A 25,576-nucleotide genomic window follows, 5' to 3' on the forward strand; every position below is an offset into this window, starting at 1 on the left:
TTGGAGACGAAAAGGAGCCATGAAAAGCGAAGACTTCAAGATGATCTCAAAGCTCATTGGCTTGATGCATGGATCAGGGGTCGAGGAGCTGGAAGCATCCGACGGAGACTTGCGCGTAAAGATCACGATGTTTGCGGCCGCACAGGGTAGGCAGGAAATGCATGGGGCGGCGCCTTCCGATCCGCCAGTTGATGCGACCGTGTCGAACGAAGCCGTCGACGAAACGACGTCGTTCGTCTGCGCTTCAATGCAGGGCATTTTCCATCGCGCGCCCGCGCCGGGTGCCGAACCTTTCGTAGTAGTTGGAAGCCGGATCTCCACAGGTCAGCAGGTCGGCATCATCGAAGCGATGAAGCTCTTCACTCCACTGCTCGCTCCGACAGCCGGTGTAATCGAGCAAATATTGGTGGAAAACGGAGTGGAAGTGCAGGCCGAACGGCCATTGTTCAAGGTGAAGTGCAATAGCAATACCAGTAGCGATGGCGAAGCGACATGAAGCCTTCCAGGCCGATAGAGTTTGCAAACCCGCAGGTGAGCTTGTGCGGAAGTGCGGCGCTCTTGTTCGATGCGGAGGGGCCGATGTGTCTACCCACACAGGAGCGTATCTGGACTCTTAGCAAGCAGGTCGGTCAATGGGACGTGGTTGTCGATACTCAAGTCGGTATGAATAATCTTCTCGTCCTGTTCGACTCTTCGAAGGCCGATCCGGAAGCACTTGCATCGAGACTTCTGGAGAGCTGGAGGAAAGTTGAACCGGGCGGTCCACAAGGGAAGCTTCTTGAGGTTGGTGTCGTTTATGGAGGCGATCGCGGCATGGACCTTGGTGAACTGGCTGCTCATCACGGTATCGATCCGGAGACCGTCGTAAAGCTGCATTCCACTCCGGAATATGTCGTGTTCGCGCCCTCCACGACGCCGGGATTCGGCTATCTCTTCGGTTTAGACCCACGTCTCTTCACACCTCGAAGAAAGGTGCCCGTGGTGCGTCCGTTTGGGGGAAATGTGACGATCGGGGGCGGGCAATCAAATCTTGGAAATCCTCGCGGCGCCGGTGGGCCACCGACGTTTCCGACCGGCTGGTACGTCATCGGGCACGTACCGGAGGCGCCGGTGCCGTTTGATCTAAGTCGCAATCCGCCAAATCTTCTCGATGTCGGTGATCGAATTCGCTTCCGCGTGGAGCGCATAGAGAGATGATTGAGGTTGTTCAGACTCCGCCGCTCAACTCCGTGCAGGATGACGGCCGTGTCGGCTTTCGAGGATTTGGGATTGGACGATCCGGGGCGATGGATCACGTGGCCTTGGCGGCGGCCAATGCGCTTTTGGGAAACGAGGAGAACGCGGCCGCCATCGAACTGCAATTGTATCCGTTCGCGGTGAAGTTTCATTCTGACACTCTTTTTGTGCTTACAGGCGCGACAGCTCGTGCAAAGCTCGATGGCGTGGCGGTACTTCCTTGGTGGGTGACGCCGGCTCGCGGCGGCCAAAAGCTTGTGGTGTCCGAGCCGGTGGACGGTTTGCGGACGTATTTGGCGATCGCCGGTGGCGTCGAAGTTCCCGTAATACTCGGATCTCGCAGTACGCAGCTGCGCGATGGCTTCGGCGGCTTTGAAGGGCGCTCGCTTAAGGCCGGAGACCAATTGGAGGTAGGGCACGCCGCTCCGGTCACTCTGCGGGATTTAGGAGGATATGGCGCCAGTCCAGCCTTGTCTGAGCTGCCGTCGGCGACGTGGGCGGGCAGCAGCCCGGGGGGAGTCATCCTCCGCGTCATTACGGCATCGGAGTACGACCTGTTCGACGAATCCTCCAAAACCGCCTTTTGGACCACACCTTGGACGATTTCCACGAAAAGCAGCCGGATGGGCTATCATCTTACGGGCGCGACACTGTGCCGGACGCATGACGTGGAAATGAGGTCGCACCCGATCGTACCTGGCGTCATTCAGGTGCCGCCTTCCGGTGATCCGGTGATACAACTGGCGGACGGTAACTCTGCGGGCGGTTACCCGAAGATTGGTGTCGTCATCGAGCCCGATCTTTGGCGGATTGGGCAAGCAAGGCCAGGCCAGTGTCTTCACTTCGTTCGGTGCAGCTTCGCCGAAGCTCGCGATGTCGAGAGGGTGACGCGCAGCTACATCGAGGAGATCCGACGGTTGGCAAAGTTTTGTAGGTGTTCCCCGCGAGCGAAGCTCCCATGAGCATCGAGTCTTGGGAATTAGCGGAGTTGATCGCCCAAATGAAACGGGCAGGCGTGAAAGAGTTGGAGGCGCAACGCGGAGAGAGTTCGATCCGCCTCTCTCTGGGCCGGCACAACCGCAAAATGGTGGGGACGAGAGCGCTAGAGCTGGCTGGCGTCGAGCGGACCGACGCAGCCACGTTCGTTCGGGCTCCTGCTGTGGGTAGGTTCTCGAATAGACACCCGTTGGGAGAGGCGACGACCGTAGGAGATCACGTTCAAGAAGGTGACTTGCTCGGGGTGATCGCTATCGGACCAATCTTCAGGCCGGTGATCGCGCCCGTCGCCGGTCGTGTGATCGAGCAGGTCTGCCGCAGTGAGAGCGACGTCGAATACGGAACGACGCTATACCGCATAATGGCATCGGGCTGAAACGAAGGTCCTGCCGAAAGGAGCACCCATGGAGATTGATCTCAATTCTGATCTTGGCGAAGGCCTTGGCCGTTGGAGGATGGGAGACGACGAGGCGCTGATGAAGCTGGTCTCATCAGCGAACGTCGCTTGCGGCTTTCACGCGGGCGATGCGGTCATCATGACGCGCATGGTCGAGGCAGCGAAAGAGAACGGCGTAGCTCTCGGCGCACATGTCGGGCTGCCGGACATACTCGGTTTCGGGCGTATCCCGATGAAGATCGATCCGCGTGACATGCAGAAGCATGCGCTTTATCAACTGGGTGCGCTTTCTGCTATCGCGAAGGTCAATGGCTACAAGGTTACCCACGCGGGGACCCATGGCGCCCTGGGCCAGATGGCACAGGAAAACAAGGAATATATCGAGAAGATTCTCGAAGTGTTCGCGGCGTTCGACAGGGATCTGATCATCGCGGCTTCGGTCAAGAGTCACGCAGGCACATTCGCGAAGTCGCTCGGATTGCGGGTGGTAGGCAAGATCTTTGCTGACCGGGCATACGACGACGAGGCTCGCTTGGTTAATCGGCGACATCCGGGCGCACTTATCACCGATCTGACCGAGGTTGCGAGGAGAATGAGCCAGTTCCTCGATGACGGGACTATCACGTCCGTGTCGGGAAAGCGGATCAAGGTCGACGCAAAATGTGTCCTGGTCCATAGCGATACTCCGGGCGCTGTGGAAATCGCGAGAGCCGTAAGGACGGTGGTCGAAGACGGCGGAGGACGTATCGTTCCGCTAACGGAGCTTGCGGCGTAATGTCGGTGCGGTCCATATTGATCGCTAATCGAGGCGAGATAGCGCTCCGGATCATTCGCGCGTGTCGGACGCTGGGGCTGCGAACAATCGCTGTCTGCTCCGAGGCAGATCGAGGGGCGGCTTACCTTGCTCTTGCCGATCGAGCGGTCTGCATCGGCGGCGCGGCGGCAGATACGAGCTATCTGGATATTGGGGCGGTGATGCTCGCAGCAGCCGCCGTTGGTGCCGACGCAATTCACCCCGGATACGGGTTCTTGTCGGAGAACGGAGACTTCGCGGAAGCGGTCGAAGGCGCTGGGCTCATCTTCATTGGTCCGACCTCCGATGTTGTCCGGCTAATGGGGGATAAGATCGCCGCGAAGGCGAAAATGCGCGAGCTCGGCGTGCCTTGCGTTGCGGGAAGTCATGGCGCGCTTCCCGATGATCCGCAGCTCTGCCAAGCGTGTGCGACCGAGGTTGGGTACCCTCTTATCATTAAGGCGGCGGGCGGCGGCGGCGGTCGCGGCATGCGGATCGTACGAGACAGCGCAAGTCTCCACCAAGCGATCGGAGCCACGCGGGAGGAGGCGAGGCGGGCATTTGCCAATCCGACGATCTACCTGGAGAAATTTTTGGAGCACCCGAGGCACGTCGAGATCCAGGTCATCTGCGATGGGGGAGGCGAGGGAGTATGGCTCGGCGCCCGCGACTGCTCGATGCAGCGCCGCCACCAGAAATTAATTGAAGAGGCGCCGCCGCCAGGCGTGCCTGAGGCCAATATCGCCGAACTTGGGGAGCGCTGTGTAGCCGCTTGCCGGGCGATCGGCTATCGCGGCGTAGGCACCTTCGAATTTCTCTACCAGGACGGGATATTCGCTTTCATCGAGATGAATACGCGCATACAGGTCGAACATCCAATAACCGAGGAAACCAGCGGCATCGATATCGTGCGCGAGCAGATTCGGGTGGCATTGGGCGAGCCGCTCGGACTTCGTCAATCCGAGGTCACCTGCAGAGGCCATGCTATTGAGTGCCGGATCAATGCGGAACATCCTTTCGACGGCATTCCTTCTCCTGGTCGTGTTGAGAGCTGGCTGGCTCCGGGCGGACCGGGAATTCGGGTCGATACCCATATCGTGGCAGGTTCGGAAGTCCCTTCACACTACGACTCCTTGATAGCCAAGGTGATCGCTAGGGGCGAGGATCGTTCGGAGTGTATCGAGCGCATGCTTTCGGCCTTGGCAGACCTGCGCGCAGAGGGTATCCGGTTGAACACCGAGCTTCACTCGGTGGTATTGAAGGACGCGTCCTTTCGGGACGCGCGCCTTAGCATCCACTCCTTGGAAGACATCCTTCGACGGCGCGCCTCGTCCGATCGACGGTGAGCGTGATAGGCGACGGCCCGTCGAACCTAATGTGCAATCGAGCACGCATCAAAGGCGGGCAGCCTTGGGCGAATTCGTGCAGTGCGAGATCGCGTCCGATCGAGTCGATGACTTCGGGCTCGGGTCCCAGGAAGATATCAGCTCTCGCGGAACTCGGTCAGACCGAATTCCTTCAAGACGGCCTCGGTATGTTGTCCGAGGGACGGCACCGGGTCCATACGCGGCTGCCAGGACTCACCGCTAATTGGTCGCAAAGATGGCATCGGGCCCGCCGGGGTTTCGATATAAGCCCAGCGCTTGCGGCTGCGCAGTTGCGGATGATCCCACACGGCGGACATGTCATTCACGCGAGCCGTACCGATCCCGGCGGTCTCGAGGCGCGAGATGGCTTCGTTCGACGGCAGCTTGCGGAACGTGTCACAGATGACGGCATCGATCTCAGCTCGCTCTTTCATCCGGCCCGCATTGCCCTTAAAGCGTGCTTCGCTGGCCCACTCGGGCCGTTGTAAGACGATCGTCGTGAACGCGGCCCACTCGCGATCATTTTGAAGTCCGAAAAGTACCATGCCATCAGCAGTTTCGTAGGGCCCATATGGGAAGATCGTGGCATGGCCAGCTCCCGCCCGAGCCGGAGGTTGTGCTCCGTCCATCGCATAGTAAAGCGGATATCCCATCCATTCCACCATGGCCTCCAGCATCGAGACTTCGACATGATCGCCCTGTCCGCTTTTGGCTCGACGCAGCAAGCAGGCCAAAATGCCCTGAAAAGCCATTGTGCCCGCAGCGATGTCAGCAATCGAGATGCCGGCCTTTGCAACGGCGTCCGGCGTGCCGGTCGTTGACAAAAAGCCGGCCTCCGCCTGAATCAGTAGATCGTATGCTTTGCGCTTCTCCCACGGCCCATTCGGACCGTATCCAGATATGTTGCAAGTAATCAGCTGCTTGTATGTGGAGCGCAGCACGCCATCGGCGAGCCCTAGGCGGGCAGCTGCCCCTGGAGCAAGATTTTGCACAAACACGTCTGCGTGCGCGATGAGCCGTTGCACGGCTTCCAACGCTCCCGGCCGTTTCAGGTCGAAGGTGACGCTCTCTTTCGACCGATTGGTCCAGACGAAATGACTGGCAAGACCACGCGCACGCGTATCATAGGCCCGAGCAAAGTCGCCACCATCGGGCCGTTCGATCTTTATGACTCGGGCGCCGAGGTCGGCAAGCTGACGCGTGCAATAGGGAGCCGCGATTGCCTGCTCGATTGCGATGACCAATACCCCGTCCAGTGGCCGCGTCACGACACCTCCGACCTTAGATTGTAGCTTCCGCCTTCATGATAAGCTCGTCCCGATCGTTCGTGGCCCACAGCAGGATTTTTCCGGTTTCGTCCGGCGGACTGCCATTCAGATGAAGTTCGCTGCCGTCGAAAAGCGGCGACACCGCGCGGAAGGAATATGCCTTCACCACCACTGAGGAAGGGAGACTGCGCCTAACGAGATCGATCAGGAGAGTAGCAATGAGCGGACCATGGACGATCAGGCCTGGATAACCTTCCACCGCAAAGACGTACGTTCGGTCATAGTGAATACGATGGCCGTTGAACGTGAGAGCCGAATAGCGAAACAGCATGACGGTATCCGGCACGATGCTGCGATGCCATGGTCCTTTCGGTGCAGTTGATCTCGCTCTGTCGGCGGGCGCTGTGACATCTCGATAGACAATGTCGTGATGGTCCGTCAGAAGTAGATGGCCGTTCTCGTCGTGGACGGCGTGCCCTACCGTGACGAACACCAGAGGGCCGGTCGTACCTTGTTTGGACGTCACGCTTTCGATCGTCGATGTCCGCTTGACATGCATGCCCACGCGCAGCGGGCTCTTAAAGGTGAGCCTGCTGCCCGCCCACATCCGCCGGGGAAGGTCATGGATGGGAGGAAGAAAGCCCCCGCGCTTGGGATGCCCGTCAGGCCCTAATGTCGATTGCCGTTCGTTAGGTAGAAAATACAACCAGTGGGCCAGCGGAGGCAGCGCAACCCCCGTTGAATAGAGCTGGTGGTCGGTTTCGAGGGTCGCATCCAGACGCTCAATCGGACTGGCTGTCACCATGTCTTCCTGGGTTACTGTGCGCCCGATCCATTCCTGGTAGTCGTGTCCGTCAACCATCTAGACCTCTCGTTCTGGTCGAACCTATTGGATATCGCTGGTGGACCAACAGTCGTATTATCCAGCAACAGCATTCGGAGTTGGAGAAAGGCATGCATTTCGATCTGGTGGATCTGCGGCTGCTTGTGCTCGTCGTGGACAGAGGTGGGCTTGCCGCGGCAGCCAGACATGCCAACCTCTCTGTTTCTGCGCTGTCCGAACGCATGAAATCGCTAGAGGAGCGGGCTGGCCTGCAGTTGTTCGAGCGTACGGTCAAAGGGACACGACCGACCTCAGCGGGACTGGAGTTCGCCGGGCACGCCCGCAGCATACTTATGCAGGCAGAGCGGCTGAGCGGGGCGGTCCGATCGTGGAGAAAGCGCGAACGGGGCCTGATACGGATGCGGGCCAATTCGAATGCCATCGCAAGCTTCCTTCCGGATGTCTTGGCGAGCTATCTCGCCCGGCATCCCGACGTGACGGTCGATCTCCAGGAGCAGACGTCGGATCTCATCGCGGTGGCGGTAAGAGCGGGTGAAGCAGACCTCGGAATTGCCGCCGAGAATGCGCAGTTTGAAGGGCTGCGAACGGAGCCATTCGGAGTGGACCGCCTTGTCGTACTGGTTCCTCCGGGGCATTGGCTCGCCGACTACACCTCAATAGGGTTCGCCGAGGTGTTGAACGAGCACTTCATCGGCCTAGATGAGCAGGCATCCATTCAGACATATCTCGCCGATCATGCGCGAAGGCTCGGTCGAGAGCTGGTCATCCGCATACGTTTGCGAGGGTTTGAAAGTGTTTGCCGCATGGTGGCTGCGGGCGCCGGCGTTGCCGTCGTCCCAGTAAGCGTCATCTCTTCTTCGGTGAAGGACGCAGGAGCGCGGGCTGTCGAGTTGTCGGATAACTGGGCCCAACGCAATCTTGTGGTCTGCCTCCCGGTCGATCGTCCCGTATCAGATCTGGTGCAGAGACTAATAGCGGACATAGCGAGGTCTACTAGGTCTCGATTCGCCGAAATCGGCGGAGATGCCGGCCCCCTGCGGACATAATCAGCCAGTGTTCGCCCACCGCGAGGGCGGCTTTCGGCAGAAACGAGTTTACAAAGAGTTCGCCGCGTGCGCTTTAGATCTCGGCCTCGCATGAGGCGTTTCCTCCCTGACTCGCCGAGGCCTTCAAAGGTCTCGGCATTTTCGTGAGATGAGGATGGGCAGAGTGCCGCTCGCCGTTAGCGAAGAATGGTGAGCTTATTATGGGAAAAGCCCTCGGGTCGTTTTCGCTGCCCGCACTCGTTCGACACCTATGGCCATGGCGGCGGTTCGATGAGAGACGTTGTCACGAGCGGCGCGGGTAACCATATCGTTGAATGCGCGATCGAGGATCTGATATTCCCTCCGCATAACCTCTTCTTCTTCCCAGAACAATTGCTGGAGGTCTTGAAGCCACTCGAAATAACTCACGATCACGCCGCCCGAGTTACAGAGAATATCCGGTATGAGGAATATCTCGTTGCGGCGCCTCTCTAGGACCAGATCAGCCTCCGGAGTGGTCGGGCCGTTGGCGCCCTCAGCAAGCACGCGACATCGCAGATCCCGCGCCACGCGATCATCGATCACCCGCTCCATGGCTGCTGGCACAAGGACGTCGCAAGGAAGCTGCAGGAGCTCGGCTGGATCGAGACGGGGCGCTTCGTGATAATCAGACAGACTTCCGTGCCTCGCCGCATGACGGATCAACTGTGTGACGTTGAGGCCTGCACGGTCGTAAAATGCGCCCGTGTGGTCGCCGACACCTACTATCTTGACGCCGCTCCTGCTCAACTCCAGTGCCGCGTACGAGCCGACGTTGCCGAAGCCTTGAACCACCGCGGTCGCCGTCGACCAGTCGATCGACAGATCCTTCAAAACTCGTTTGGCCAGATGGGCGACGCCGCGTCCTGTCGCCTCCCGACGCCCTAAGGTGCCTCCCGCGCCAACAGGCTTGCCGGTTACGATCTCCGTTACGGTACGCCCCTGGTACATGGAATACGTGTCCATGAACCACGCCATCACTTGCTCGTTGGTGCCCATATCGGGAGCCATGACGTCGACGTGCGGACCCACGAACGGAATCATCTCCTGCATATAGCGGCGCGAGAGCGCCTCAAGCTCTCGGTGGGAAATCTTCGCTGGATCGACACGAATACCGCCCTTCGCGCCGCCATAGGGTAGTCCGACCAGTGCGCATTTCCAGCTCATCCAAATCGCGAGGGCGGCGACTTCGCCGATATCAACACTAGCGGCAAAGCGCGTTCCTCCCTTGGTCGGCCCGAGTGTAAGGTGATGCTGGACTCGATAGCCCTCGAATACGGAGATCGACCCGTCATCACAATGGATGGGGCAAGAAACCGAGATGGCGCGCTTGGGAAGAAGCAAGCGGCTGCGTTCGTCGATGGGAATTGCCAGATGATCGGCAATCACGGTGAACTGTCGTGAAGCCATCTCGAAGACGGGCCCACTATAGATGCTCATTTTGGCTCCGATTTATCAATAAGCGACGGCCCGGGAGCAATCGACTAAGCGCCCGCGAGCGGATGGAGGACGCGCGGCTGTCTCGCAGCGCCGGCGATCACGTGAGAACTTGCGGGCGTGCAAGCACGCAGGCCCGAAATAGCAGCGGGATGTCTACTGCAATCGGAGCCACACGCTCTTCGTCTGAAGGAAATCCTTCATCGCGTCGATCCCACTTTCACGCCCCAAGCCGGATGTCTTGTAACCACCAAAGGGAACGGCAGGATCAGTCTTCCGATACATGTTGATCCAGACCGTTCCGGCCTGGAGTCGGGCTGCGACGCGGTGAGCGCGACTTACGTCCTTGGTCCAGAATCCCCCGGCTAAGCCGAAGTTGGTCGCATTAGCCGTGCGGATCGCATCCTCTTCATCCTTGAACGCGATAACAGAAAGAACGGGACCAAAGACTTCCTGCTGGGAAATCGTCATCGTGTTCTTCACATCGGCATAGATCGTCGGTTCGACGAACCATCCCTTGCCGCATTCCGGGGCGTGGGATCGCTTGCCGCCAAGCACTAGCCGCGCGCCCTCCGAGCTGGCTGTGTCAATCATCGAAAGTATCTTGCGGAATTGCTGTTCCGTCGCGACAGGGCCGATGTCGGTCGCTGGATCCAACGGGTCGCCCAGCCGCATGCCGCTTCCACGCCGGACCAGCTTTTCAAGGATCTGTTCAAGCACCGTCTCTTGAACGAGTAGGCGGGAGCCCGCGACACATGTTTGCCCGGTCGAGGAGAAAATACCTCCGACGGCACCGGCTGCCGCAGCATCCAGATCGGCGTCCTCGAAAATGATGTTAGGCGATTTCCCGCCCAGTTCCAGGGCTACCGGTTTGAGGTGGCGAGCGGCGAGCTCGTAGACTTTGCGACCGGCGTCGACACCACCAGTGAAGGAGATCTTGGCGACTAGTGGGTGCTGGACCAGCGCGGGTCCGATCTCGGAGCCGTAGCCGGTAAGAACATTCACGACGCCGGGCGGCACTCCAGCCTCTTCGAGCAGATCCACGAACAACAGTGTCGATGTGGATGTGAATTCTGATGGCTTGACGACCACCGTGTTGCCGGCGGCGAGGGCCGGGGCAATCTTCCAGGAAAGAAGTCTCAACGGCGAATTCCACGGAGTGATCGCGGCGACGACGCCGATCGGCTCGTATCGTGTGTAGTTGAAATAATTCTCCGGATCGACGGGGATAACGGAGCTGTGGACCTTGTCGGCAAGGCCGGCGTAGTAGTGATACCACTGCGCCATCGTCTGCATTTGGGTCCGCATTTCGGAAATAGTCTTTCCGTTGTCGCGGATCTCCCATCGCGCCAGGCTCTCGATGTTCTTCAGCACGAGATCTCCAACCCGGTGAAGAATAACCCCTCGCTGCTTTCCGGTCAGCCGAGGCCAAGGTCCTTCGACGAATGACCTGTGTGCGGAGTCGACTGCGTCGTTCACGTCGGAAGCATCGGCTTGCGGGACAGTCGCCCAGGTCTCTGATGTAAAAGGGTTCTGTGTTTCCAATCGCCGTTGGCTCTTTGACGCGCGCTTTTTTCCTCCGATCACCATCTCGAAGTGCTGCATTCCATCTCCTCCGTTTGAGCGTTCGCAACAAGCAGCTCAATAGATCGAGGTAGCAGCATGGGCAACGACAGCAGCTGTTATGGAAGTATGATCAAAATGAAAGAGGAGGCTTGTCCTGCGCGTAAGCTTCGGGGACTTCGAGTAAATTTGTCGCGACGGCCGTGGTTTGGTGCAGCGCGGGAAGCGACCGGCTGTCGATCTCGCCTTGACGTCTCCGGCTCACTGATCGTAGCAATCACTACGACGTCGTCCCGGTTGCCGGGTTGGTCGGAGATACAAGGAGGATCGTTCATTGTCAGCAGCTGTGCACGCAGAGAGCCGCGTTAAGGCGAAGGAAGCCGCCCGGGCGGGCTGGCAATATGAGTTGTACGACCTGCTCCGACGAAACAACTTCACGCAGTTTGCCTACGTCCCGGATGCCGGCCACACCGTTCTCATCAACGAGTCGCTCGCAGATGCCGAGGTCGAGTCGATCGCGCTTACAACCGAAGAAGAAGGTGTCGCGATGATGGCGGGTGCCGAGTTGGGCGGCGCCCGTGGCGTGCTGCTTATGCAGAGCAGCGGCGCGGGTAATTGCGTCAACCTTCTCTCCCTGATAGCGGGCGGACGCTTCCCTTTCTTGACGCTCCTGAGTATGCGCGGAGATTTCGGCGAGGGTAATCCCTGGCAGATGCCGATGGGGAGGGCCGTCGAGCCGGTCCTGGAAGCGATGTCGGTTCGATGTCTGCGTGTAGACCGGCCTGAGGACGTCGTGCCTGTCGTCTCGGCTGCCATCACGATGGCCTTCCAAGGCGGCGAGGCAGTTGCGGTCCTCCTCACTCAAAAACTCATCGGCGCGAAGGCGTTCTAGGGGGCATGATCATGAAAGCAAATGTTGGCAATCCGGAGTTCGACGAGCGCTACGTCCTTGATCGACGTGAGGCCGTTCCAGCGTTAGTGGGAGGTCACAAGGAGTTCCTGTTCATCGCGGGCTTGGCTGGCACCGCGCGCGATGTGACTTCGCTGGTGAACGATGGTCCGTCCGCCTATGGTCTCGGAGGGGCCATGGGGGCGGCGACGATGATGGGGTTGGGTCTCGCTCTCGCTCGTCCCGATCGTACCGTCATCGCCTTTTGCGGTGACGGAGAGTTGCTGATGAACGTCGGGTCCCTGGCCACCATCGGCGTCCGCAATCCTCCCAACTTGAGAATCGTTTGTGTCGACAACGGTCACTACGGCGAAACCGGCTACCAGCGCAGCCATACGAGTTTGGGCGTAGACCTTGAGAAGATCGCCGTCGGGTCCGGCATCAGGCGCACCCTGACTATCGGTACAGCAGCCGAGCTACCGAAAGGCAGCAAGTTGCTGCGGGAATCTGAAGATGCCGTCTTCATCTTGATGCGGGTCAAGCCCACCGATCCGCCGAAGTTTAAGCGAACTCTGGATCCGGCCGTGTGCCGCGTCCGTTTCAAGGCTGCTTTGGCGGATGCAGCTCGTGCGGGCGGCTGAGTCGAAGAGGCGCGAAGTGCCGACGGCACGCAGCGAAGACGCCGCGCCGTCGGCTACCGGCATCGACGTTCGCGATGTATCGAAGATCTTCGCGCTCGGCGCTTCGGAACAGACCGTGGCGCTCAAGCCGCTTTCCCTCACGATCCGGAAGGGCGAGTTCTTCAGCTTCATCGGACCGTCGGGATGCGGCAAGACAACCTTGCTCCGCATCATCGCCGGCCTCACCACCCCCACGACAGGTGGCGTTTTCATAAATGGCACGCAAGTGACCGGACCGGATTCACGGATCGGTATGGTCTTCCAGAAGTCCACGCTTCTACCCTGGCGAACGGTTCTTCAGAATCTTCTCCTTCCCGTCGAGGTGACGAAATCATGCTCGATGCAAGAGGCGAGATCGCGGGCCGATCGCCTGCTTGAGATGATGGGAATTGCCGCTTTCAAAAATCGCTCGCCAGACGAGTTATCCGGCGGCATGCAACAACGAGCGGCGATAGCTCGGGCGTTGATCACAGATCCCGAAATCCTGGCCATGGACGAGCCCTTCAGCGCGCTCGACGAATTCACGCGTGAGCGCCTGAACGATGAACTGATGGGTCTGCAAAAGAGCGCGCAAAAGACCATCATCTTCGTCACGCACAACATATCCGAAGCGGTCTTTCTGTCTGATCGCATCGGAGTGATGGCCCCAAGACCCGGGCGCTTAGACAGCATCATCGAAGCGCAGGGCTTTCCCGCTGTGAGGGACGCCTCACTCCGGAAGAAGCAAGAATTTTTCCGGGAGGTGGCGAGAGCCCGGGATGCCTTCGATAGGCTTCATTTGTGACTCGGGACCTATCGTTCGATGTTGTAAACGGAGAATGCAAGTGTCCAGCCAGGCCGTGAGAAGCGAATCCGAGATCGGCTCAGTCCCCTCGATCCTAGAGGGGGGCCGAAAATTCGGAGCAGCACTGCTAGCGCTCGGCATTGCGCTGCTGCTTCTCGCTATCTGGCAACTCTCGTCCCAATATCGACTTGTGTCCGCTCTGATCCTCCCGAGCCCAGCTCTGGTAGCGGGCGCGCTCTACGAAGGCGTGGTCGGCGGACGCTTCCTGAACGACATCCTCGTGACATTCAACGAAACCGTACTTGGCTTCCTGTTTGGAACGGTCGTCGCCATCACTCTGGGGGCGACGTTCGCATATTCGGGGCTCCTGCGGCGTGCCGGCTATCCCTACGTCATTGCTGTTCAGACGTTCCCGAAGATCGCTATCGCTCCCTTGCTGATAGCCTGGTTCGGATACGGCATAGGACCGAAGGTCATCATTTCGGCTCTACTCGCCTTCTTTCCGGTATTCACCGCTACACTTGCCGGATTCACTGAAGTGAACTCGGACATGATCGATCTGCTGCGATCGATGAAGGCGACGCGGCTACAAGAACTTCGCAAATTGAGGCTGCCCTTCGCGATGGCTTTCATCGTGCCTTCTCTCGATGTGGCCATCGTGCTGGCTTTGCTCGGAGCAATCGCTGCCGAACTGGTCGGCGGAGCCGCAGGTCTGGGGCAGGTCATTCAACAAAAGTCGTTCACGGGCGACATAGCGGCCGTTTATGCGGTCCTCGCTCTCACGGCCGCAATCGGCATAAGCCTTAGAAGCATCGTCAGGACGGTGACCCGAGCTCTTCAGTCAATGGCGTGGGGCTGATTGCAGGTATGGGCACGCAATGCCTTTCGGCACGATTGAATGGAGGAAGTCCTTGCGTTTAGTAGGTTGTTTGGCGGTTGCAGCCAATCTGTCCGTCTTCGTCTGTGGTGCGACGCAAGCCGAGAGTCTGAAGGAAGTGACCTTCGCATCCTCGGATACAGCATTGAGCATCGGGTCCGCGCCTTACTCATCGCTCCAGCCCACCTTGAAGTTGCCGGAGAAGTACGCGGGGGTGACGGTCAAGTTTCAACCTACCGCTGGCGCGACGGCTGCGGTGCAGGCCGTAAGCAACGGCAATGCATTCTATACTTTGGTGGCGTTAGCGTCCTTCTTGCCGCTCGCCCGTCAAGACCCGAACCTTGTTATCGTCTCGTTCGACCCCGGCAATTCTCTCCGGGTGATTGTGCCCCCCGATAGTCCGGTGAAGGGTCCCTTAGACCTGAAAGGTAAAGTTATTGGAGTCGGTAGTTTTGGCACGGCGGCCTATCCGTATGGCAAGGCTATCCTCAAGGAAGCCGGCCTCGATCCCGACAAGGACGTGACCTTCCTGCCGGTCGGTCTCGGAGCACCAGCGGCGGACGCTTTGAAAAGCGGCAAGATCCAGGCTTTCGCGGGGTTCGATAGCCCGAACGCGGTGATCGGAAATCTCCTCGGCGTGAAGATGAGAGACGTGCCGTCCCCGCTGAACGATCTCGTTGGTATGGTCGGTATGGTTGTCACCCGCAGTGAAATCGAAAAGCATCCGAAGGTGGTCGCAGGCCTGTGCCGTGCGCTCTACGAATCGTTCTTCTTCGCCGAAGGAAACATCGAAGGGACCGTGCGCAATCACTTTAAGGTCTATCCTGGCCAGCTCCCATCGAACAAACCACTTGATGAAGCGGTCCGGGAAGGCGAGGTCATCCTGAGAGCCAAGCTCGACGTCGTGAACCACAGAGGAGCCGGTGGCATCATCGGCTACCAGGAACTGCCGACCGTTCAGCACACCGTCGACAAGCTGTACGAGAACGGAATCCTTCCGGAGCGGATGGAAATATCAAAGTACGCGGACCAACGGTTCAAGAACGATTGTGGCGGTTTCGATCCCGCTGAGCTCCGGGCGCAGGCCCGCGCTTGGAAACCGCAATAGAGGAAATCGACAACTGGACACCGAGAGAGGAGAATATTCAATGACGGTCATCGAGCATCTTGCAAAGTGGGGGTCCGAAGCGCCCTTCGAACATTCAAGGGCAGCGCGAGACGTCGCTCGGCACGCTGTTGAAGACGTAATTGCCTGCATCATAGCGGGATCCAACGATCTCGGCGCCTCTAACGTCCGCAAGATGGTGTACGCCTCCGATAGTGCCGGTCCTGGCACGGTCGTCGGAGAGGAGAAGGCCGTGTTGCCGCAGCTGGCGGCGCTCGCAAATGGAACGGCCGGCCATGCATTGGACTATGACGATACGTTCCTTCCGGGCGTCAATCACGCCAGTTCGGTTCTCGTCTCGGCCCTCATGGCGCTTGGCGAGCAAGCGGGATCCTCGGGCGCCGAATTAATCGATGCCTATTTGGTCGGTCTAGAGCTCCAATTCGCGGTCGGCAGCGGTGTGATGCGTAGCCACTACGATTTTGGTTGGCACTCCACTTCGACGATCGGGTGCATCGGAGCCGCCGGCGCCTGCGCGCGGCTTCTCAAGCTGGATGCCAGGCGCTTCGCGCATGCGCTCAGCCTCGGGACGAGTATGGCGTCTGGGTGCAAGGTCCAGTTTGGCAGCATGGCAAAGCCTCTGCACGCCGGGCTTGCCGCTCAGCACGCCATCGAGGCGGCCCAATTGGCCGCGGCCGGCGTCGAGGGACGGCTGAATGCGCTTGAAGGAGGGATGGGCTTTCTCGAATTGTTCGGCGGCAAAGGACCGGCTGGCTGGGGAAAAAACATCGAGAAACTGGGCGCGCCGATGACGGCGGAGTCTCGCGGTCTCATGTTCAAACGCTATCCGTGTTGCGCCTCGACGCACCGGGTTCTAGACGCGTTCTTCGAGCTAAGGGCGCAAGAGAAGTTCGAGGCCGACGAGGTCGAAAGCATCAACACGCTAATTGGATACGGTAACTCGCGAAATCTGATGTACACAAATCCAGTCTCCGAAATGGAGGCTAGATTCTCTATGCAATATTGCATGGCCGTGGCTCTTGTCGACGGTGCTCCGAAGCTCAGTCACTTCACGCCGCAATCCGTCAAGCAGGAAAAATACCGTCGACTTTTCGGACTGACAACCGTCAGTTGCTACGATCCTGCGGAGGAGCAGAAGAACGTCGACCTAATGCGTCCTCATGTCATTACCGTCAAGTTGAAGAATGGCCGGTCGCTGGAACGGTCGCGGGATCTTCCGGTCGGTACCCTCAAATACCCGTTTAGCCTCGACGACCGCAAAGCAAAATTCGACGATTGCTGCAAATCTAGATTGGACAAGGTATCCTCCGATAGGCTCTTCGAGGCCATCAACAATATCGAGAGCGAAGGGCATCTGTCCCGGTTCACCGGTTTGCTGCGATTCGGAGCAAAGGCAAACCACGCTTTCCGCACTTCGAGCTTCGCGTGAGTGCGGCCGGAAGACCACGCATCCGGCCTCACGTGATCCATTCAGCGCAGAACGACTGCGACCGGAAAAAAATATGTCGTCGAAGCCACTTCCCCTGGATCAGGTTAGCGTAGTCGAATTCTGCTCGACGGCAGCGGGGCCTTTCGCGTCCATGCTGCTCTCGGATATGGGAGCGAGCGTCATCAAGGTCGAACCGCCAAATGGAGATGGCTTACGCCAATGGCCGCCGTTGACAGAAGGATTTAGCGAGAACTTTGCCTCACTCAATCGCAACAAGAAATCGATCGTCCTGGATCTCAAGAATGATGAGGACAATGACATTGCGCGGCGGCTTGTGCTCGATGCCGACGTGCTGATCGAGAACAATCGTCCCGGCGTGATGGAGCGCTTGGGGCTCGGTTATCCGCAATTCGCCGCGGAGAGGCCGGATCTTATCTACTGCTCGATATCCGCATATGGTCAAACCGGACCTCGAGCCGACGAAGGTGGGTTTGATCTCACCATTCAGGCCGCTGCTGGCGTGATGAGCGTAACGGGCGAAAGCGATGGAGCGCCGGTCAAATGCGGAGTTCCGATCTCGGATTTTGCGTCGGGTCTATACGCCGCTTTTGCCGTGACCTCCGCTCTGGTGCGGGTTCGGGCGGGGGGCAACGGCGCTCACATAGACGTTCCGATGTTTGGCTGCACGTTGGGTATAGCCGCGTTACAGACAAGTGAATTTTTCGGGACTGGTCTGCTCCCCCGCAGATTGGGATCCGCCCACCCGCGTAATGCGCCCTACCAGGCTTATCGAGCGGCGGACGGCTTCTTCGCGATTGCGGCTGGCAACGACGGACTGTGGCGCGAGGTCTGTCGTGTCGTCGGACGCGACTATCTCGTCACCGATGGGCGTTTCCTTACCACCGCTGACAGGGCTTCGAACCAGCACTCCCTCAAGGAGCTGCTGGAGGCCGTATTCGAAACCCAGCCGGTCGATTACTGGATCGGAGCCTTCGCGAAGGCTCGTGTGCCTCATGCAAGGATTAATAGCTACGACGCGGCCCTTGGAGATCCTCAGACGCGCCACATGGGATGGATCAAAGAACTCCAGTTGCCGGGTGGACGAACGACGCAGACTTTCGCATCGCCCCTGAAGTTCGGCGGCGAAAGCTTTGAAATCCGGAGCCGACCGCCCCTGCTGGGTGAACATACAAAGGAGTTCCGTGACGCCTACAGCCGCAGGCAGCCGGACCTCAACCGAGTTTCAACAAGGTCGGAGGACTGAGGTGAGCCAAAAGCTGCTTGCATTTGTGGCCGAGGTGACACGCTGTGTCGAAAACGTTCAGGACGAAGTCATAGTCGTTTCGCGCGTCAGGAAGGCGATGAGCGAGCTTGTGTCAACGGATGACTGGTTGCCTGAGACGATGGCGCTGTCCGATCCCAAATTCTATCAGCAACATCTGCTATATGGAGACCCTCTTGATCGCTTTTCGGTCGTGAGCTTCGTTTGGGGACCGGGCCAGCAGACGCCGGTCCATGACCATTCCGTGTGGGGTGTCATCGGCATGTTGCGAGGATCCGAGATCAACCAGAGGTACGGCCGGACGGCCTATGGGATGGACCCGATCGGTGGTTCCGAGCGACTGGAGCCAGGCGACGTGGAAATCGTGTCGGAAGCGGTTGGCGACATTCATCAAGTGCGAAATGCGTTCGATGACCGCGTGTCCATTAGTATCCACTGCTACGGTGGGAATATCGGGAGAATCCGACGTCATGTCTTCAAAGATCTCGGTGAGACCCAAGAGTTTGTCTCGGGTTATTCCAATGCTCTCACTCCCAACCTCTGGGCGCCAGCGCAGTGAGTGGGACGGAAGACCTTTTCGTCGGTCGCGCCGACGGTGTCGTGCGATTGCGCCTGAACCGACCGGAAGTAGGCAACGCCTTGAACCCAGGTTTGATCGCGGCCCTCACGCGCGAGGTAGAGGAGGCACGAAGATCGTGCGCCAGGCTTATGATCGTCGAGTCGAGTGGGCGCAACTTCTGCACTGGCTTTGATCTGTCGCGACTCCAGGAGGAAACAGACGATACGCTATTGGCAAGATTCGTCCGTATCGAATATTGTCTCCAGGCGATCAAGAATGCACCTTTCCCGACGTTGGCAATAGCCCGAGGGCGAGCGATCGGAGCCGGGGCCGACCTGTTCTGCGCCTGTGCCATCCGTTGGATCCTACCGGGGTCGTCGTTCGTCTTTCCGGGAGCGAATTTCGGCCTTGTCTTGGGTACCTCAAGGCTCGCCGAGATCGTCGGCGCCGCGACGGCCGCGGAATGGATCATGGGAGGGGCGACGGTCGATGCGCAATCCGCGCTGGAATCCGGCTTGGCTATGAAACAAATTGGCTACGAAGACATCGAAAGGGCAGTGTCTAGCGAGACCGCTCGCGCCTGTCGGCTAGATAGTTCGACGCATCAATCGATTTGGATGGCTGCAGCGAGTGCTCGCAGCGTTCGCGGAGAAACGGGTGACGGCTTCGACATGCTGAGGCTCATCGCGTCCGCTTCGCAGGTCGGCCTAAAGGAAAGAATAGCATCATACCGAACGGCAAGCCAATCGATCTGGCCCGTCACGTCACCTTGATATAGGATCGTGATCTAACCTCGCCGAACAATCAGCGTGAACGATGTTACCTCGGGCCGGCCACAATTTGACCTTCGAAACGTTTCGTCCGGTCGGTCACCATCGCTTCTTTTGAGATGGTAGCTGCGACGTCTGACAATCTGACGAGATATTGCTTGCCGGCCTACTCCGCTTGTTTGGTCTCATCACACACAAGATCGTCGACGGACCCAGGCGTCTTTGAGTAGCTTACATTTAGCAAATATTCGTCGCGGCGGAGCCTACTTTTGCGCTCGAGGACGGCGCCGCCATCAATCCTTTCCACCGCGACATGCCGCGCCTGTCGGTGGATATCGACCACACCTATCTGCCGGTGGTTCCGCGCCCCAAATCTCTGGCCCCGATCGATGCGGCGATGGAGCGCATGGCGGCGGCCATCAGGAAAGGATTGCCGGCAGCACGGGTGACGGAAGTCGTCAGCGCCGGTGAAAGATTGTCATCAAGCTGACCGTCCAGAGAGGCGCCGCGCAGGTCAGGATCGAGGTCACGCCGGTGATCAGGGCCGAGCTAGAGCTGCGCGATGTCTCGTCGAGCGTCGAAGAAATGTCCGGCTTCCGGACCCAAATGGAGCTGCTCAGGCTGTTGTCAAGTAAACCAATTCGTCATATATGGCATATAAACAAGTGTTAGTCGCCACATATGGTGATATTATGAGTTCGCCCAAATCCAATGCCGCGCTTGAACGTCTTGGTCACGACCTTCGATCGGCTCGCCTGCGCCGTCGTGTGGCTGTGGCCGACTTGGCTGCGCGCGCGGGTACGTCGCCTAGCACCATCGCACGCCTGGAAAAAGGCGATCCGGGAGTCGCCGTAGGCACGCTCGCGGACGTGCTCGTCTCTCTCGGGCTTATCGAGAATCTCGCCGATCTCGTCGATATACGGAAAGACGATCTGGGTTTGGCGTTGACGTCGGAGCGGTTGCCGCAGCGCGGTCGATCGTACGCTGCAAGGCTGCGCAAGCAGGAGAGGCAGGGCGACAAGGACGGGAAAAACGAACCGGACGATGTTGATCCGAACGGCGTGGCCTTCTGATGACTGAATACTACGCCCAAGTAGCCCTTGGCGAAGGCTTAACGCGAGTCGGTGAACTACGCTTCACGCAGACCGGGCCTCGTCAATTTTCGATCTTCACCTATGACCCGGCCTGGGCGAAGGATCCGCGTGCTTTCGCATTGCAGCCGAACATGCCCTTTGAGGGCGGGCCGTTTCATGCGTCGGCGCAGTCTGGCAATTCGCGCGAGGCGCTTGCTGGCGTCTTCTCCGATGCTGCGCCCGACAGCTGGGGGCGCAGACTGCTTGAACGTGCCTATGGCAATGGCCTCTCTGAATTCGAATATCTCACACTGTCCGACGATACATGCCGGCAAGGTGCTCTGCGTTTCATCGATGAACATGGGAAGATCATTACCGGTAAGGCCAACGAAGCGGTACCGCGTCTTCTTGATCTAGAGGCGATCACGGCGATTGCCCGCGCCTACGAACAAGGCAAGGAGATTTCCCCTGCGGACATGCAAGCTCTTGCCGGAGCCGGCGGCTCGGGCGGGGCTCGGCCCAAAGCCAACGTTCGTGACGGCGACGTTCTCTGGCTTGCCAAGTTCACTTCCGTCCACGATCAGCACCCGATCGAACAGGTCGAGGTCGCGACGCTGAACCTTGCCAGGATGTGCGGCATCCGCATTCCAGAGGTCAGACTGGAACTCGCTGACACGAAATTTCCGGTCGCGCTGGTCCAGCGTTTCGATCGACGCGGCCGCGCCCGCATTCCCTACATCTCCGCCCGAACGGCGCTCGGGAAGACAGGCTTAGAGCTCGGTTCGTACACGGAGATTGTCGATTTCATGCGGACGTCAGCTCCGGATCCGCAAGTCGATTTTGAGGAGCTCTATCGGCGGATGGTCTTCACTATCCTTGTTTCGAACAAGGATGATCATCTGAAGAACCATGGCTTCCTGTACGTCGGTTCGGGACGGTGGCGTCTGTCGCCGATGTTCGATGTGAACCCGGCGCCCGATCGCAACCCGCATCTCGAGACGGCGATCATGGAAGGTGGCACGCACGACCGATCAATCAAGCTCGCCCTCGAGGCCTGCGAGTTTTTCGAAATCACCGACGCCAACGCGCGAAAGATCATCCGAGATACAGCTCAACGCGTGTCCGATGGATGGCGGGAAACTTTCCGACGGGCAGGGGTCGGCCGTGCCCAATCGCGCGACTACGAAGCCGCCTTCGTCCATGATCAGAGCGACACAGCGCTTGGTCTATAATTCATCATATATGAAATGTTATCTGCTTCAATATATCATATTTGACTACTACGTAGTGATGCGCCAGAGACTTGCGAAGGCGCGGCCGGGTTCCCTCTGCCCTATCCACTTAGGTACGATCGACGATTTGCCTCGTATCGGACGGGAGGCATTCCAAGATTTGTGCCTCGCCATCGTGGCGGAAGATTTGAAGTCCCCGATACAGAACTTTTTGGCCTCCCACGATGGCGGTCGGACGAGCATTTCCCGGCGCTTGGGAAGGAGGCGAGGCCGCCCCGCGCCGGAAAGTGCACGATCCAGATCAAGCATTTCGGAAATGCCGCCGCCCGTCTATCTCTGTCGCACCTCACCAAGAAGCCGGGTGTCAAACGCCATCCGGAACTGAGGGGGCAGTTTTCCATGGCGCGCGACAGCCGGGCAATGCCAAGGAGCTCGCTGCCCAGGGGGCGCGCAGGCGATTACATCTTCATTACGAACGCCGGGGTTTCGGGAGCTGCCGAGGCAAGCATCTGCAGGCTTTCGAAAAGGCCGGTGTGCAGCGTTGTCGCGTGTTTGGAGGCGACTGGGTCGCGGCCCAGCTTCGGAGCCGCCCGTCCCCGAGGATGCTAATTCCGCGAATCTACAACCTCACGCATCTCCGACAATTCATCGACGGCGGAGCCTATCTTCAGGCATGACATCTACTCGGCGCGATGGGCGACAAATCTGCGCTGCTTCGCGACCACGGACGCGCATAGACGGAGCGTGGAAGCGCTGCTGGATCACCGGTTCGTCTTGCTTCGCGGGATCCGGCTTCCGGCAAATCGATGATCGCGGCGATATCGTCTCTTGGCGCGCTGGATGACCTTGCTATAGCCGAGCACGAGGAAGGCGACAGGTGGACCTTTCGTCATCCGACGATCGCGGATGCCTATTCGTCGCGGGAGGCCCCGACCTCGTCGAGATATACCTGCCCGGAGCCAAATCCGAGCGACTGCTGGCGTACGTGTTTTGCGGACGTCGCAGCGATGTCGATGCGTCAGAACGCCATAGAGCGCAGAAGGTACTATTGGACGTGCCGATCAATAGCGTCCTTCATTACTTCCTAGCCGAGCGCTGTGATGAAGATTTCTGCGCACTTTCGTCGAGGCGCGCCCAGAGATTTGGTAGTTCCCCTGCATATTCCGATGGCTGACGGCAATAACATCCGCTTGCTTGCCCGATTCAAACAAATCGTCCTTTGTCCGAAGAGGACATTGAAACCTGATGAGGGAGATACGGGAATACGCTGGAATGCTTCGACGAGTCGATTTTCCAGGATGGACGTGTGCGATCACTGTTGCCTTCTGACGAATTCGAACGGCTCTGCGCCGACGTGAAATGGGAATGGCTTGCCGACCTTGGTGCGTCGGTCGGTCGCACGCGAAGAAGTTACAGCTCGAGCGATCAGGCAGGAATGTATCGTGACTTTCGCGATTCTCTCGAGGCCGCCGCAAAGTATTTTTGGGACGATGACGCGTTGCAAGCGGCGTTGTCAACGGCTTTGCGCCGGATGGACGAGATGATCTACGAGGATGAGGACCAGCGGCCTCCCCGCGGCGAAGCGAAACTTTCAAATCTTCGCCGAAGATCTCCGGAGCGTTGATCGAGATATTCAGTGATGTAGATGAAGAGTAGGGGCGCCATGATCTTGATCCAGCGCTTGCCCGGGGCAGTTCAGAAAATCGTGCCTGTCGTACCCGCGGCGCTGTTTCGCGGTGCGTTCGCCGTTTTCGTTGAAGTCCGACAGGCCCGGAGCTTGCGGGCTTCGCCTCGGTCACCTATCGCGAGCTCAGCAGCGATTGCCACAAATGCCGTTATGAAATTTCTGAATCGTCGGCCCTGGTCGATTCACTTATTTAATTGGACGGTTGATTCGGGAATTGCGATTCTGGCGCATGTCCGAACTCACCGTGCAATAAGCCCGCAAAGTTCTACGTGCTGACGATCGAGCCGACGCTGTTTGGCGATACAGCATTGGTGCGCGAATGGGGCCGCCTCGGTGGGCACGGCCAACGGCGGCTCGATCTGTTCGATGGGCACGTGCAGAGGCGCTTGAGTCCTGGTTCAAGCGCAAGACCCGTCGTGGTTACGTACAGCGGCACTTTCGCTTGGAGCCGGCTGCGACGTGCGGCAAGCGGTCTGATCTGGAGAAAATCTCCAATTAAAGTATGTCAAAGTAATCCGAAGGTATTTCGAATCTATTCCGAGAATTGCAGTATTCCATAGTACAACAATAGCGTACCTTCGCCGTGATCGAGGCTCATCAGGAAGGCTTTCCGCTCTCTACGTCAAGCTACCTTATCCTGGTTTGAAGTCGGAACATCGAGATGAAGTTGGAGCCCTTCTCAAGGTCCCGATAGCTCGAACACTGCGTCTTTGCGCCCGCGTTCAAGCGAATCGGTGGTGATGTTCGTCCGGACGGCCGCCACCTGAGCCAACCTAATTCGATCCCGCCGCAGCAGCCGTGAAGCTGCGGTCGACGGCTTTGCTGACGTCGAGCGTCTTCGGCAGGATGCCGTAGCGGGTCGAGCGGTCGGAGGCTTCCTGCACCTCTTTCACCACGCCCTCGTCGATCACAATCGGGCTGGTGCGCTGCGCGGTGTAGGCCGAGATCAGCACGTCCTCCGGCAGCTTGGTCAGCTCGGCCGTGCTCCTGGCGTATTCCGCAATATGGTCCAGCGACCACAGCCGTGCCTTGTTCAGCCGTTGCACGAGGTCCTGAACCGCGGCGCGCTTGGTGGCGATGGCATTGTCGGAGGCGACGATGAAGGTGATGGTCGGCGTCAGGCCGTCGCCGTCGGCGATGACGCGCGCCTTGTCCTTCAACGTCGCGAATGAGACATAGGGCTCCCACACCGCCCAGGCGTCGACTGACCCCGCCACCAGTGCCACCTTGGCATCGACAGGGCCGAGAGGCGCGAAGGTCGCCTCGTCCAGCTTGATCTGCGCCTTCTCCAGGGTTGCATCGATCAGGAACTGGCCCCAGCCGCCGCGCGTACCAGCGAGGCGCTTGCCCTTGAGGTCGGCGGCCGACTTGATCGGTGAATCCTGACGAACCAGGATCGCCTGCGTCTTGGCATCCGACCGCGTGCCGCCGATCGCCTTGATCGGCGCGCCCGCTGCATAGACGGAGAGGAAAGACAGATCGCCCGTGTAGCCGACGTCGAGCGCGCCGGCGTTGAGCGCTTCCAGAATGGGAGCTGCCGCCGGGAATTCCGACCATTCGATCTTGTAAGGCAGGTCCTTCGCATAACCCGAGATCTCGAGTAGCGAGCGTTTACCGCCTTTCTGGTCGCCGACGCGCAGCACGACTGTATCGGCCGCGAACGACGCGGCTGCCGTCGACAAGGTGACGACCGCGGCGAACAGAGAGGCCGCCAGGCGGTGCGTGATCGAATGGTCCGAAGAGTTGATGCTCATGTGATCTGTCTTGTTGCTTGCCTGTTACGACACGTGGGCGCGTGATGCGGCGAGACGATCAAGTCTATGACCGCGTGATACGCAGTCAATGAAATGGCCAACCGTATTGCGCGCGCGATGAGCAAGGACATTTCAATGAATGTGTGCTTTTCAGAAAAGCGGCGTGCGCATGCCTCAGACTGGGTGACAGTGATCCTCTCGCAGAGTCGTGAAGCTGCCTGGGAGCCGATGCGTCAGCGAAAATCGTTTCATCGTTGTTGCGTGTGCCGATGGAGAGAATGACTTCGCATCGCGCCAGATTCGAAATTCCATTTCATTGACGATGCGGTACCCGCGCCGCATGATTTGCACATCGCATCAACGTGGACGCAGGAAGCGACCCGCGAAAAATATTCTCTCTACGCAGCTCCCTCAGGAACATCCGCAACGCGAACAGTTGTGCCGATGGCGGAGCGTGCCAACTCAGGAG

At 58.9% G+C, this 25,576-nt stretch carries 26 protein-coding genes; 21 read left to right on the forward strand and 5 right to left on the reverse strand.

Going from position 1 to position 25,576, the window contains the following annotated elements; translation table 11 throughout:
• Nucleotides 1-19 precede the first annotated feature (19 nt).
• Genes XH90_RS37460 through XH90_RS37485 form a run of 6 tightly spaced genes read left to right on the forward strand, consistent with a single transcriptional unit; the run spans nucleotide 20 to nucleotide 4,768 of the window.
• Nucleotides 20-496, forward strand: coding sequence for a biotin/lipoyl-containing protein (locus XH90_RS37460; protein ID WP_164933834.1), 477 nt, complete (start codon nucleotides 20-22; stop codon nucleotides 494-496).
• Nucleotides 493-1,197, forward strand: coding sequence for an allophanate hydrolase subunit 1 (locus tag XH90_RS37465; RefSeq protein WP_128929671.1), 705 nt, complete (start codon nucleotides 493-495; stop codon nucleotides 1,195-1,197). The genes XH90_RS37460 and XH90_RS37465 overlap by 4 nt, the downstream gene beginning before the upstream one ends.
• On the forward strand, nucleotides 1,194-2,198 hold the full coding sequence (locus tag XH90_RS37470) for a biotin-dependent carboxyltransferase family protein (RefSeq protein ID WP_128929670.1): 1,005 nt from the start codon (nucleotides 1,194-1,196) through the stop codon (nucleotides 2,196-2,198). The genes XH90_RS37465 and XH90_RS37470 overlap by 4 nt, the downstream gene beginning before the upstream one ends.
• Nucleotides 2,195-2,608, forward strand: a complete 414-nt coding sequence (locus tag XH90_RS37475) for a biotin/lipoyl-containing protein (protein WP_128929669.1) — start codon at nucleotides 2,195-2,197, stop codon at nucleotides 2,606-2,608. The genes XH90_RS37470 and XH90_RS37475 overlap by 4 nt, the downstream gene beginning before the upstream one ends.
• A gap of 28 nt (nucleotides 2,609-2,636) precedes the next feature.
• Nucleotides 2,637-3,404, forward strand: a complete 768-nt coding sequence (locus tag XH90_RS37480; RefSeq protein WP_128929668.1) for a LamB/YcsF family protein — start codon at nucleotides 2,637-2,639, stop codon at nucleotides 3,402-3,404.
• The gene (locus tag XH90_RS37485) at nucleotides 3,404-4,768 is read left to right on the forward strand and encodes an acetyl/propionyl/methylcrotonyl-CoA carboxylase subunit alpha (protein ID WP_128929667.1); all 1,365 of its coding nucleotides are present in this window, start codon (nucleotides 3,404-3,406) and stop codon (nucleotides 4,766-4,768) included. Before XH90_RS37480 ends, XH90_RS37485 begins: the two co-directional genes overlap by 1 nt.
• A gap of 137 nt (nucleotides 4,769-4,905) precedes the next feature.
• On the opposite strand, the gene XH90_RS37490 is transcribed toward XH90_RS37485, so the two are convergent.
• A complete protein-coding gene (locus XH90_RS37490) occupies nucleotides 4,906-6,057 on the reverse strand; it encodes a CaiB/BaiF CoA-transferase family protein (RefSeq protein WP_128929666.1) in 1,152 nt (383 codons plus the stop codon).
• A gap of 13 nt (nucleotides 6,058-6,070) precedes the next feature.
• Nucleotides 6,071-6,919, reverse strand: coding sequence for a MaoC family dehydratase N-terminal domain-containing protein (locus XH90_RS37495; protein WP_128929665.1), 849 nt, complete (start codon nucleotides 6,917-6,919; stop codon nucleotides 6,071-6,073).
• Nucleotides 6,920-7,011: 92 nt separating this feature from the next.
• On the opposite strand from XH90_RS37495, the gene XH90_RS37500 reads away from it, so the two are divergent.
• Entirely contained in the window at nucleotides 7,012-7,947 is a 936-nt protein-coding gene (locus tag XH90_RS37500) for a LysR substrate-binding domain-containing protein (protein ID WP_128929664.1), read from the forward strand.
• A gap of 198 nt (nucleotides 7,948-8,145) precedes the next feature.
• Here the strand turns inward: XH90_RS37500 and XH90_RS37505 are convergent, their stop codons facing one another.
• Both XH90_RS37505 and XH90_RS37510 read right to left on the reverse strand, forming a co-directional pair.
• Nucleotides 8,146-9,405 carry a Glu/Leu/Phe/Val dehydrogenase gene (locus tag XH90_RS37505; protein WP_128929663.1) on the reverse strand — a complete coding sequence of 420 codons (1,260 nt, stop codon included), beginning with the start codon at nucleotides 9,403-9,405 and terminating at the stop codon, nucleotides 8,146-8,148.
• Between the two features lie 153 nt (nucleotides 9,406-9,558).
• Complete coding sequence (locus XH90_RS37510) at nucleotides 9,559-11,007, reverse strand: aldehyde dehydrogenase (protein WP_128929662.1); 1,449 nt, start codon at nucleotides 11,005-11,007, stop codon at nucleotides 9,559-9,561.
• A 292-nt stretch (nucleotides 11,008-11,299) separates the two neighbouring features.
• Between XH90_RS37510 and XH90_RS37515 the strand changes: the two genes are divergently transcribed.
• From XH90_RS37515 to XH90_RS37580, 14 genes are all read left to right on the forward strand, one after another.
• Nucleotides 11,300-11,857: a phosphonopyruvate decarboxylase gene (locus tag XH90_RS37515; protein ID WP_232995587.1), complete on the forward strand. Its 558-nt coding sequence runs from the start codon at nucleotides 11,300-11,302 to the stop codon at nucleotides 11,855-11,857.
• A 5-nt stretch (nucleotides 11,858-11,862) separates the two neighbouring features.
• Nucleotides 11,863-12,495, forward strand: coding sequence for a thiamine pyrophosphate-dependent enzyme (locus XH90_RS37520; RefSeq protein WP_206733166.1), 633 nt, complete (start codon nucleotides 11,863-11,865; stop codon nucleotides 12,493-12,495).
• Nucleotides 12,496-12,511: 16 nt separating this feature from the next.
• Nucleotides 12,512-13,318 carry an ABC transporter ATP-binding protein gene (locus XH90_RS37525; protein ID WP_164933835.1) on the forward strand — a complete coding sequence of 269 codons (807 nt, stop codon included), beginning with the start codon at nucleotides 12,512-12,514 and terminating at the stop codon, nucleotides 13,316-13,318.
• A gap of 40 nt (nucleotides 13,319-13,358) precedes the next feature.
• The gene (locus XH90_RS37530; protein WP_164933836.1) at nucleotides 13,359-14,177 is read left to right on the forward strand and encodes an ABC transporter permease; all 819 of its coding nucleotides are present in this window, start codon (nucleotides 13,359-13,361) and stop codon (nucleotides 14,175-14,177) included.
• A gap of 19 nt (nucleotides 14,178-14,196) precedes the next feature.
• Nucleotides 14,197-15,303 (forward strand): ABC transporter substrate-binding protein, encoded by a 1,107-nt coding sequence (locus XH90_RS37535; protein WP_128929659.1) that lies wholly within the window; start codon nucleotides 14,197-14,199, stop codon nucleotides 15,301-15,303.
• Nucleotides 15,304-15,343: 40 nt separating this feature from the next.
• A complete protein-coding gene (locus tag XH90_RS37540) occupies nucleotides 15,344-16,750 on the forward strand; it encodes an MmgE/PrpD family protein (RefSeq protein ID WP_128929658.1) in 1,407 nt (468 codons plus the stop codon).
• Nucleotides 16,751-16,823: 73 nt separating this feature from the next.
• Nucleotides 16,824-18,014: a CaiB/BaiF CoA-transferase family protein gene (locus tag XH90_RS37545; protein ID WP_128929657.1), complete on the forward strand. Its 1,191-nt coding sequence runs from the start codon at nucleotides 16,824-16,826 to the stop codon at nucleotides 18,012-18,014.
• 1 nt (nucleotide 18,015) lies between these two features.
• Nucleotides 18,016-18,591, forward strand: a complete 576-nt coding sequence (locus XH90_RS37550; RefSeq protein WP_164933837.1) for a cysteine dioxygenase — start codon at nucleotides 18,016-18,018, stop codon at nucleotides 18,589-18,591.
• Nucleotides 18,592-18,632: 41 nt separating this feature from the next.
• On the forward strand, nucleotides 18,633-19,364 hold the full coding sequence (locus XH90_RS37555; protein WP_232995649.1) for an enoyl-CoA hydratase/isomerase family protein: 732 nt from the start codon (nucleotides 18,633-18,635) through the stop codon (nucleotides 19,362-19,364).
• Nucleotides 19,365-19,674: 310 nt separating this feature from the next.
• Nucleotides 19,675-19,851 (forward strand): hypothetical protein, encoded by a 177-nt coding sequence (locus tag XH90_RS39505; RefSeq protein WP_232995585.1) that lies wholly within the window; start codon nucleotides 19,675-19,677, stop codon nucleotides 19,849-19,851.
• A gap of 202 nt (nucleotides 19,852-20,053) precedes the next feature.
• A complete protein-coding gene (locus tag XH90_RS37565; protein ID WP_128929654.1) occupies nucleotides 20,054-20,434 on the forward strand; it encodes a helix-turn-helix domain-containing protein in 381 nt (126 codons plus the stop codon).
• Entirely contained in the window at nucleotides 20,434-21,666 is a 1,233-nt protein-coding gene (locus XH90_RS37570) for a type II toxin-antitoxin system HipA family toxin (protein ID WP_128929653.1), read from the forward strand. The genes XH90_RS37565 and XH90_RS37570 overlap by 1 nt, the downstream gene beginning before the upstream one ends.
• Nucleotides 21,667-22,972: 1,306 nt before the next feature.
• Nucleotides 22,973-23,290 (forward strand): hypothetical protein, encoded by a 318-nt coding sequence (locus XH90_RS37575; RefSeq protein WP_128929652.1) that lies wholly within the window; start codon nucleotides 22,973-22,975, stop codon nucleotides 23,288-23,290.
• Nucleotides 23,291-23,622: 332 nt separating this feature from the next.
• Nucleotides 23,623-23,913 carry a WGR domain-containing protein gene (locus tag XH90_RS37580; protein WP_232995584.1) on the forward strand — a complete coding sequence of 97 codons (291 nt, stop codon included), beginning with the start codon at nucleotides 23,623-23,625 and terminating at the stop codon, nucleotides 23,911-23,913.
• Nucleotides 23,914-24,126: 213 nt separating this feature from the next.
• On the opposite strand, the gene XH90_RS37585 is transcribed toward XH90_RS37580, so the two are convergent.
• Complete coding sequence (locus tag XH90_RS37585) at nucleotides 24,127-25,107, reverse strand: ABC transporter substrate-binding protein (protein ID WP_128929651.1); 981 nt, start codon at nucleotides 25,105-25,107, stop codon at nucleotides 24,127-24,129.
• Between the last annotated feature and the right edge of the window lie 469 nt (nucleotides 25,108-25,576).

Origin of the sequence: Bradyrhizobium sp. CCBAU 53338 (assembly GCF_015291665.1) — a bacterium.
Taxonomy (GTDB): Bacteria; Pseudomonadota; Alphaproteobacteria; order Rhizobiales; family Xanthobacteraceae; genus Bradyrhizobium.

Bases quoted from the DNA above. Each gene is read 5' to 3' on its own strand.
- XH90_RS37460 (WP_164933834.1), top strand. From the start codon at position 20: ATGAAAAGCGAAGACTTCAAGATGATCTCAAAGCTCATTGGCTTGATG.
- XH90_RS37465 (WP_128929671.1), top strand. From the start codon at position 493: ATGAAGCCTTCCAGGCCGATAGAGTTTGCAAACCCGCAGGTGAGCTTG.
- XH90_RS37470 (WP_128929670.1), top strand. From the start codon at position 1,194: ATGATTGAGGTTGTTCAGACTCCGCCGCTCAACTCCGTGCAGGATGAC.
- XH90_RS37475 (WP_128929669.1), top strand. From the start codon at position 2,195: ATGAGCATCGAGTCTTGGGAATTAGCGGAGTTGATCGCCCAAATGAAA.
- XH90_RS37480 (WP_128929668.1), top strand. From the start codon at position 2,637: ATGGAGATTGATCTCAATTCTGATCTTGGCGAAGGCCTTGGCCGTTGG.
- XH90_RS37485 (WP_128929667.1), top strand. From the start codon at position 3,404: ATGTCGGTGCGGTCCATATTGATCGCTAATCGAGGCGAGATAGCGCTC.
- XH90_RS37495 (WP_128929665.1), bottom strand. From the start codon at position 6,919: ATGGTTGACGGACACGACTACCAGGAATGGATCGGGCGCACAGTAACC.
- XH90_RS37500 (WP_128929664.1), top strand. From the start codon at position 7,012: ATGCATTTCGATCTGGTGGATCTGCGGCTGCTTGTGCTCGTCGTGGAC.
- XH90_RS37505 (WP_128929663.1), bottom strand. From the start codon at position 9,405: ATGAGCATCTATAGTGGGCCCGTCTTCGAGATGGCTTCACGACAGTTC.
- XH90_RS37510 (WP_128929662.1), bottom strand. From the start codon at position 11,007: ATGCAGCACTTCGAGATGGTGATCGGAGGAAAAAAGCGCGCGTCAAAG.
- XH90_RS37520 (WP_206733166.1), top strand. From the start codon at position 11,863: ATGATCATGAAAGCAAATGTTGGCAATCCGGAGTTCGACGAGCGCTAC.
- XH90_RS37535 (WP_128929659.1), top strand. From the start codon at position 14,197: ATGCCTTTCGGCACGATTGAATGGAGGAAGTCCTTGCGTTTAGTAGGT.
- XH90_RS37540 (WP_128929658.1), top strand. From the start codon at position 15,344: ATGACGGTCATCGAGCATCTTGCAAAGTGGGGGTCCGAAGCGCCCTTC.
- XH90_RS37545 (WP_128929657.1), top strand. From the start codon at position 16,824: ATGTCGTCGAAGCCACTTCCCCTGGATCAGGTTAGCGTAGTCGAATTC.
- XH90_RS39505 (WP_232995585.1), top strand. From the start codon at position 19,675: ATGCCGCGCCTGTCGGTGGATATCGACCACACCTATCTGCCGGTGGTT.
- XH90_RS37565 (WP_128929654.1), top strand. From the start codon at position 20,054: ATGAGTTCGCCCAAATCCAATGCCGCGCTTGAACGTCTTGGTCACGAC.
- XH90_RS37570 (WP_128929653.1), top strand. From the start codon at position 20,434: ATGACTGAATACTACGCCCAAGTAGCCCTTGGCGAAGGCTTAACGCGA.
- XH90_RS37585 (WP_128929651.1), bottom strand. From the start codon at position 25,107: ATGAGCATCAACTCTTCGGACCATTCGATCACGCACCGCCTGGCGGCC.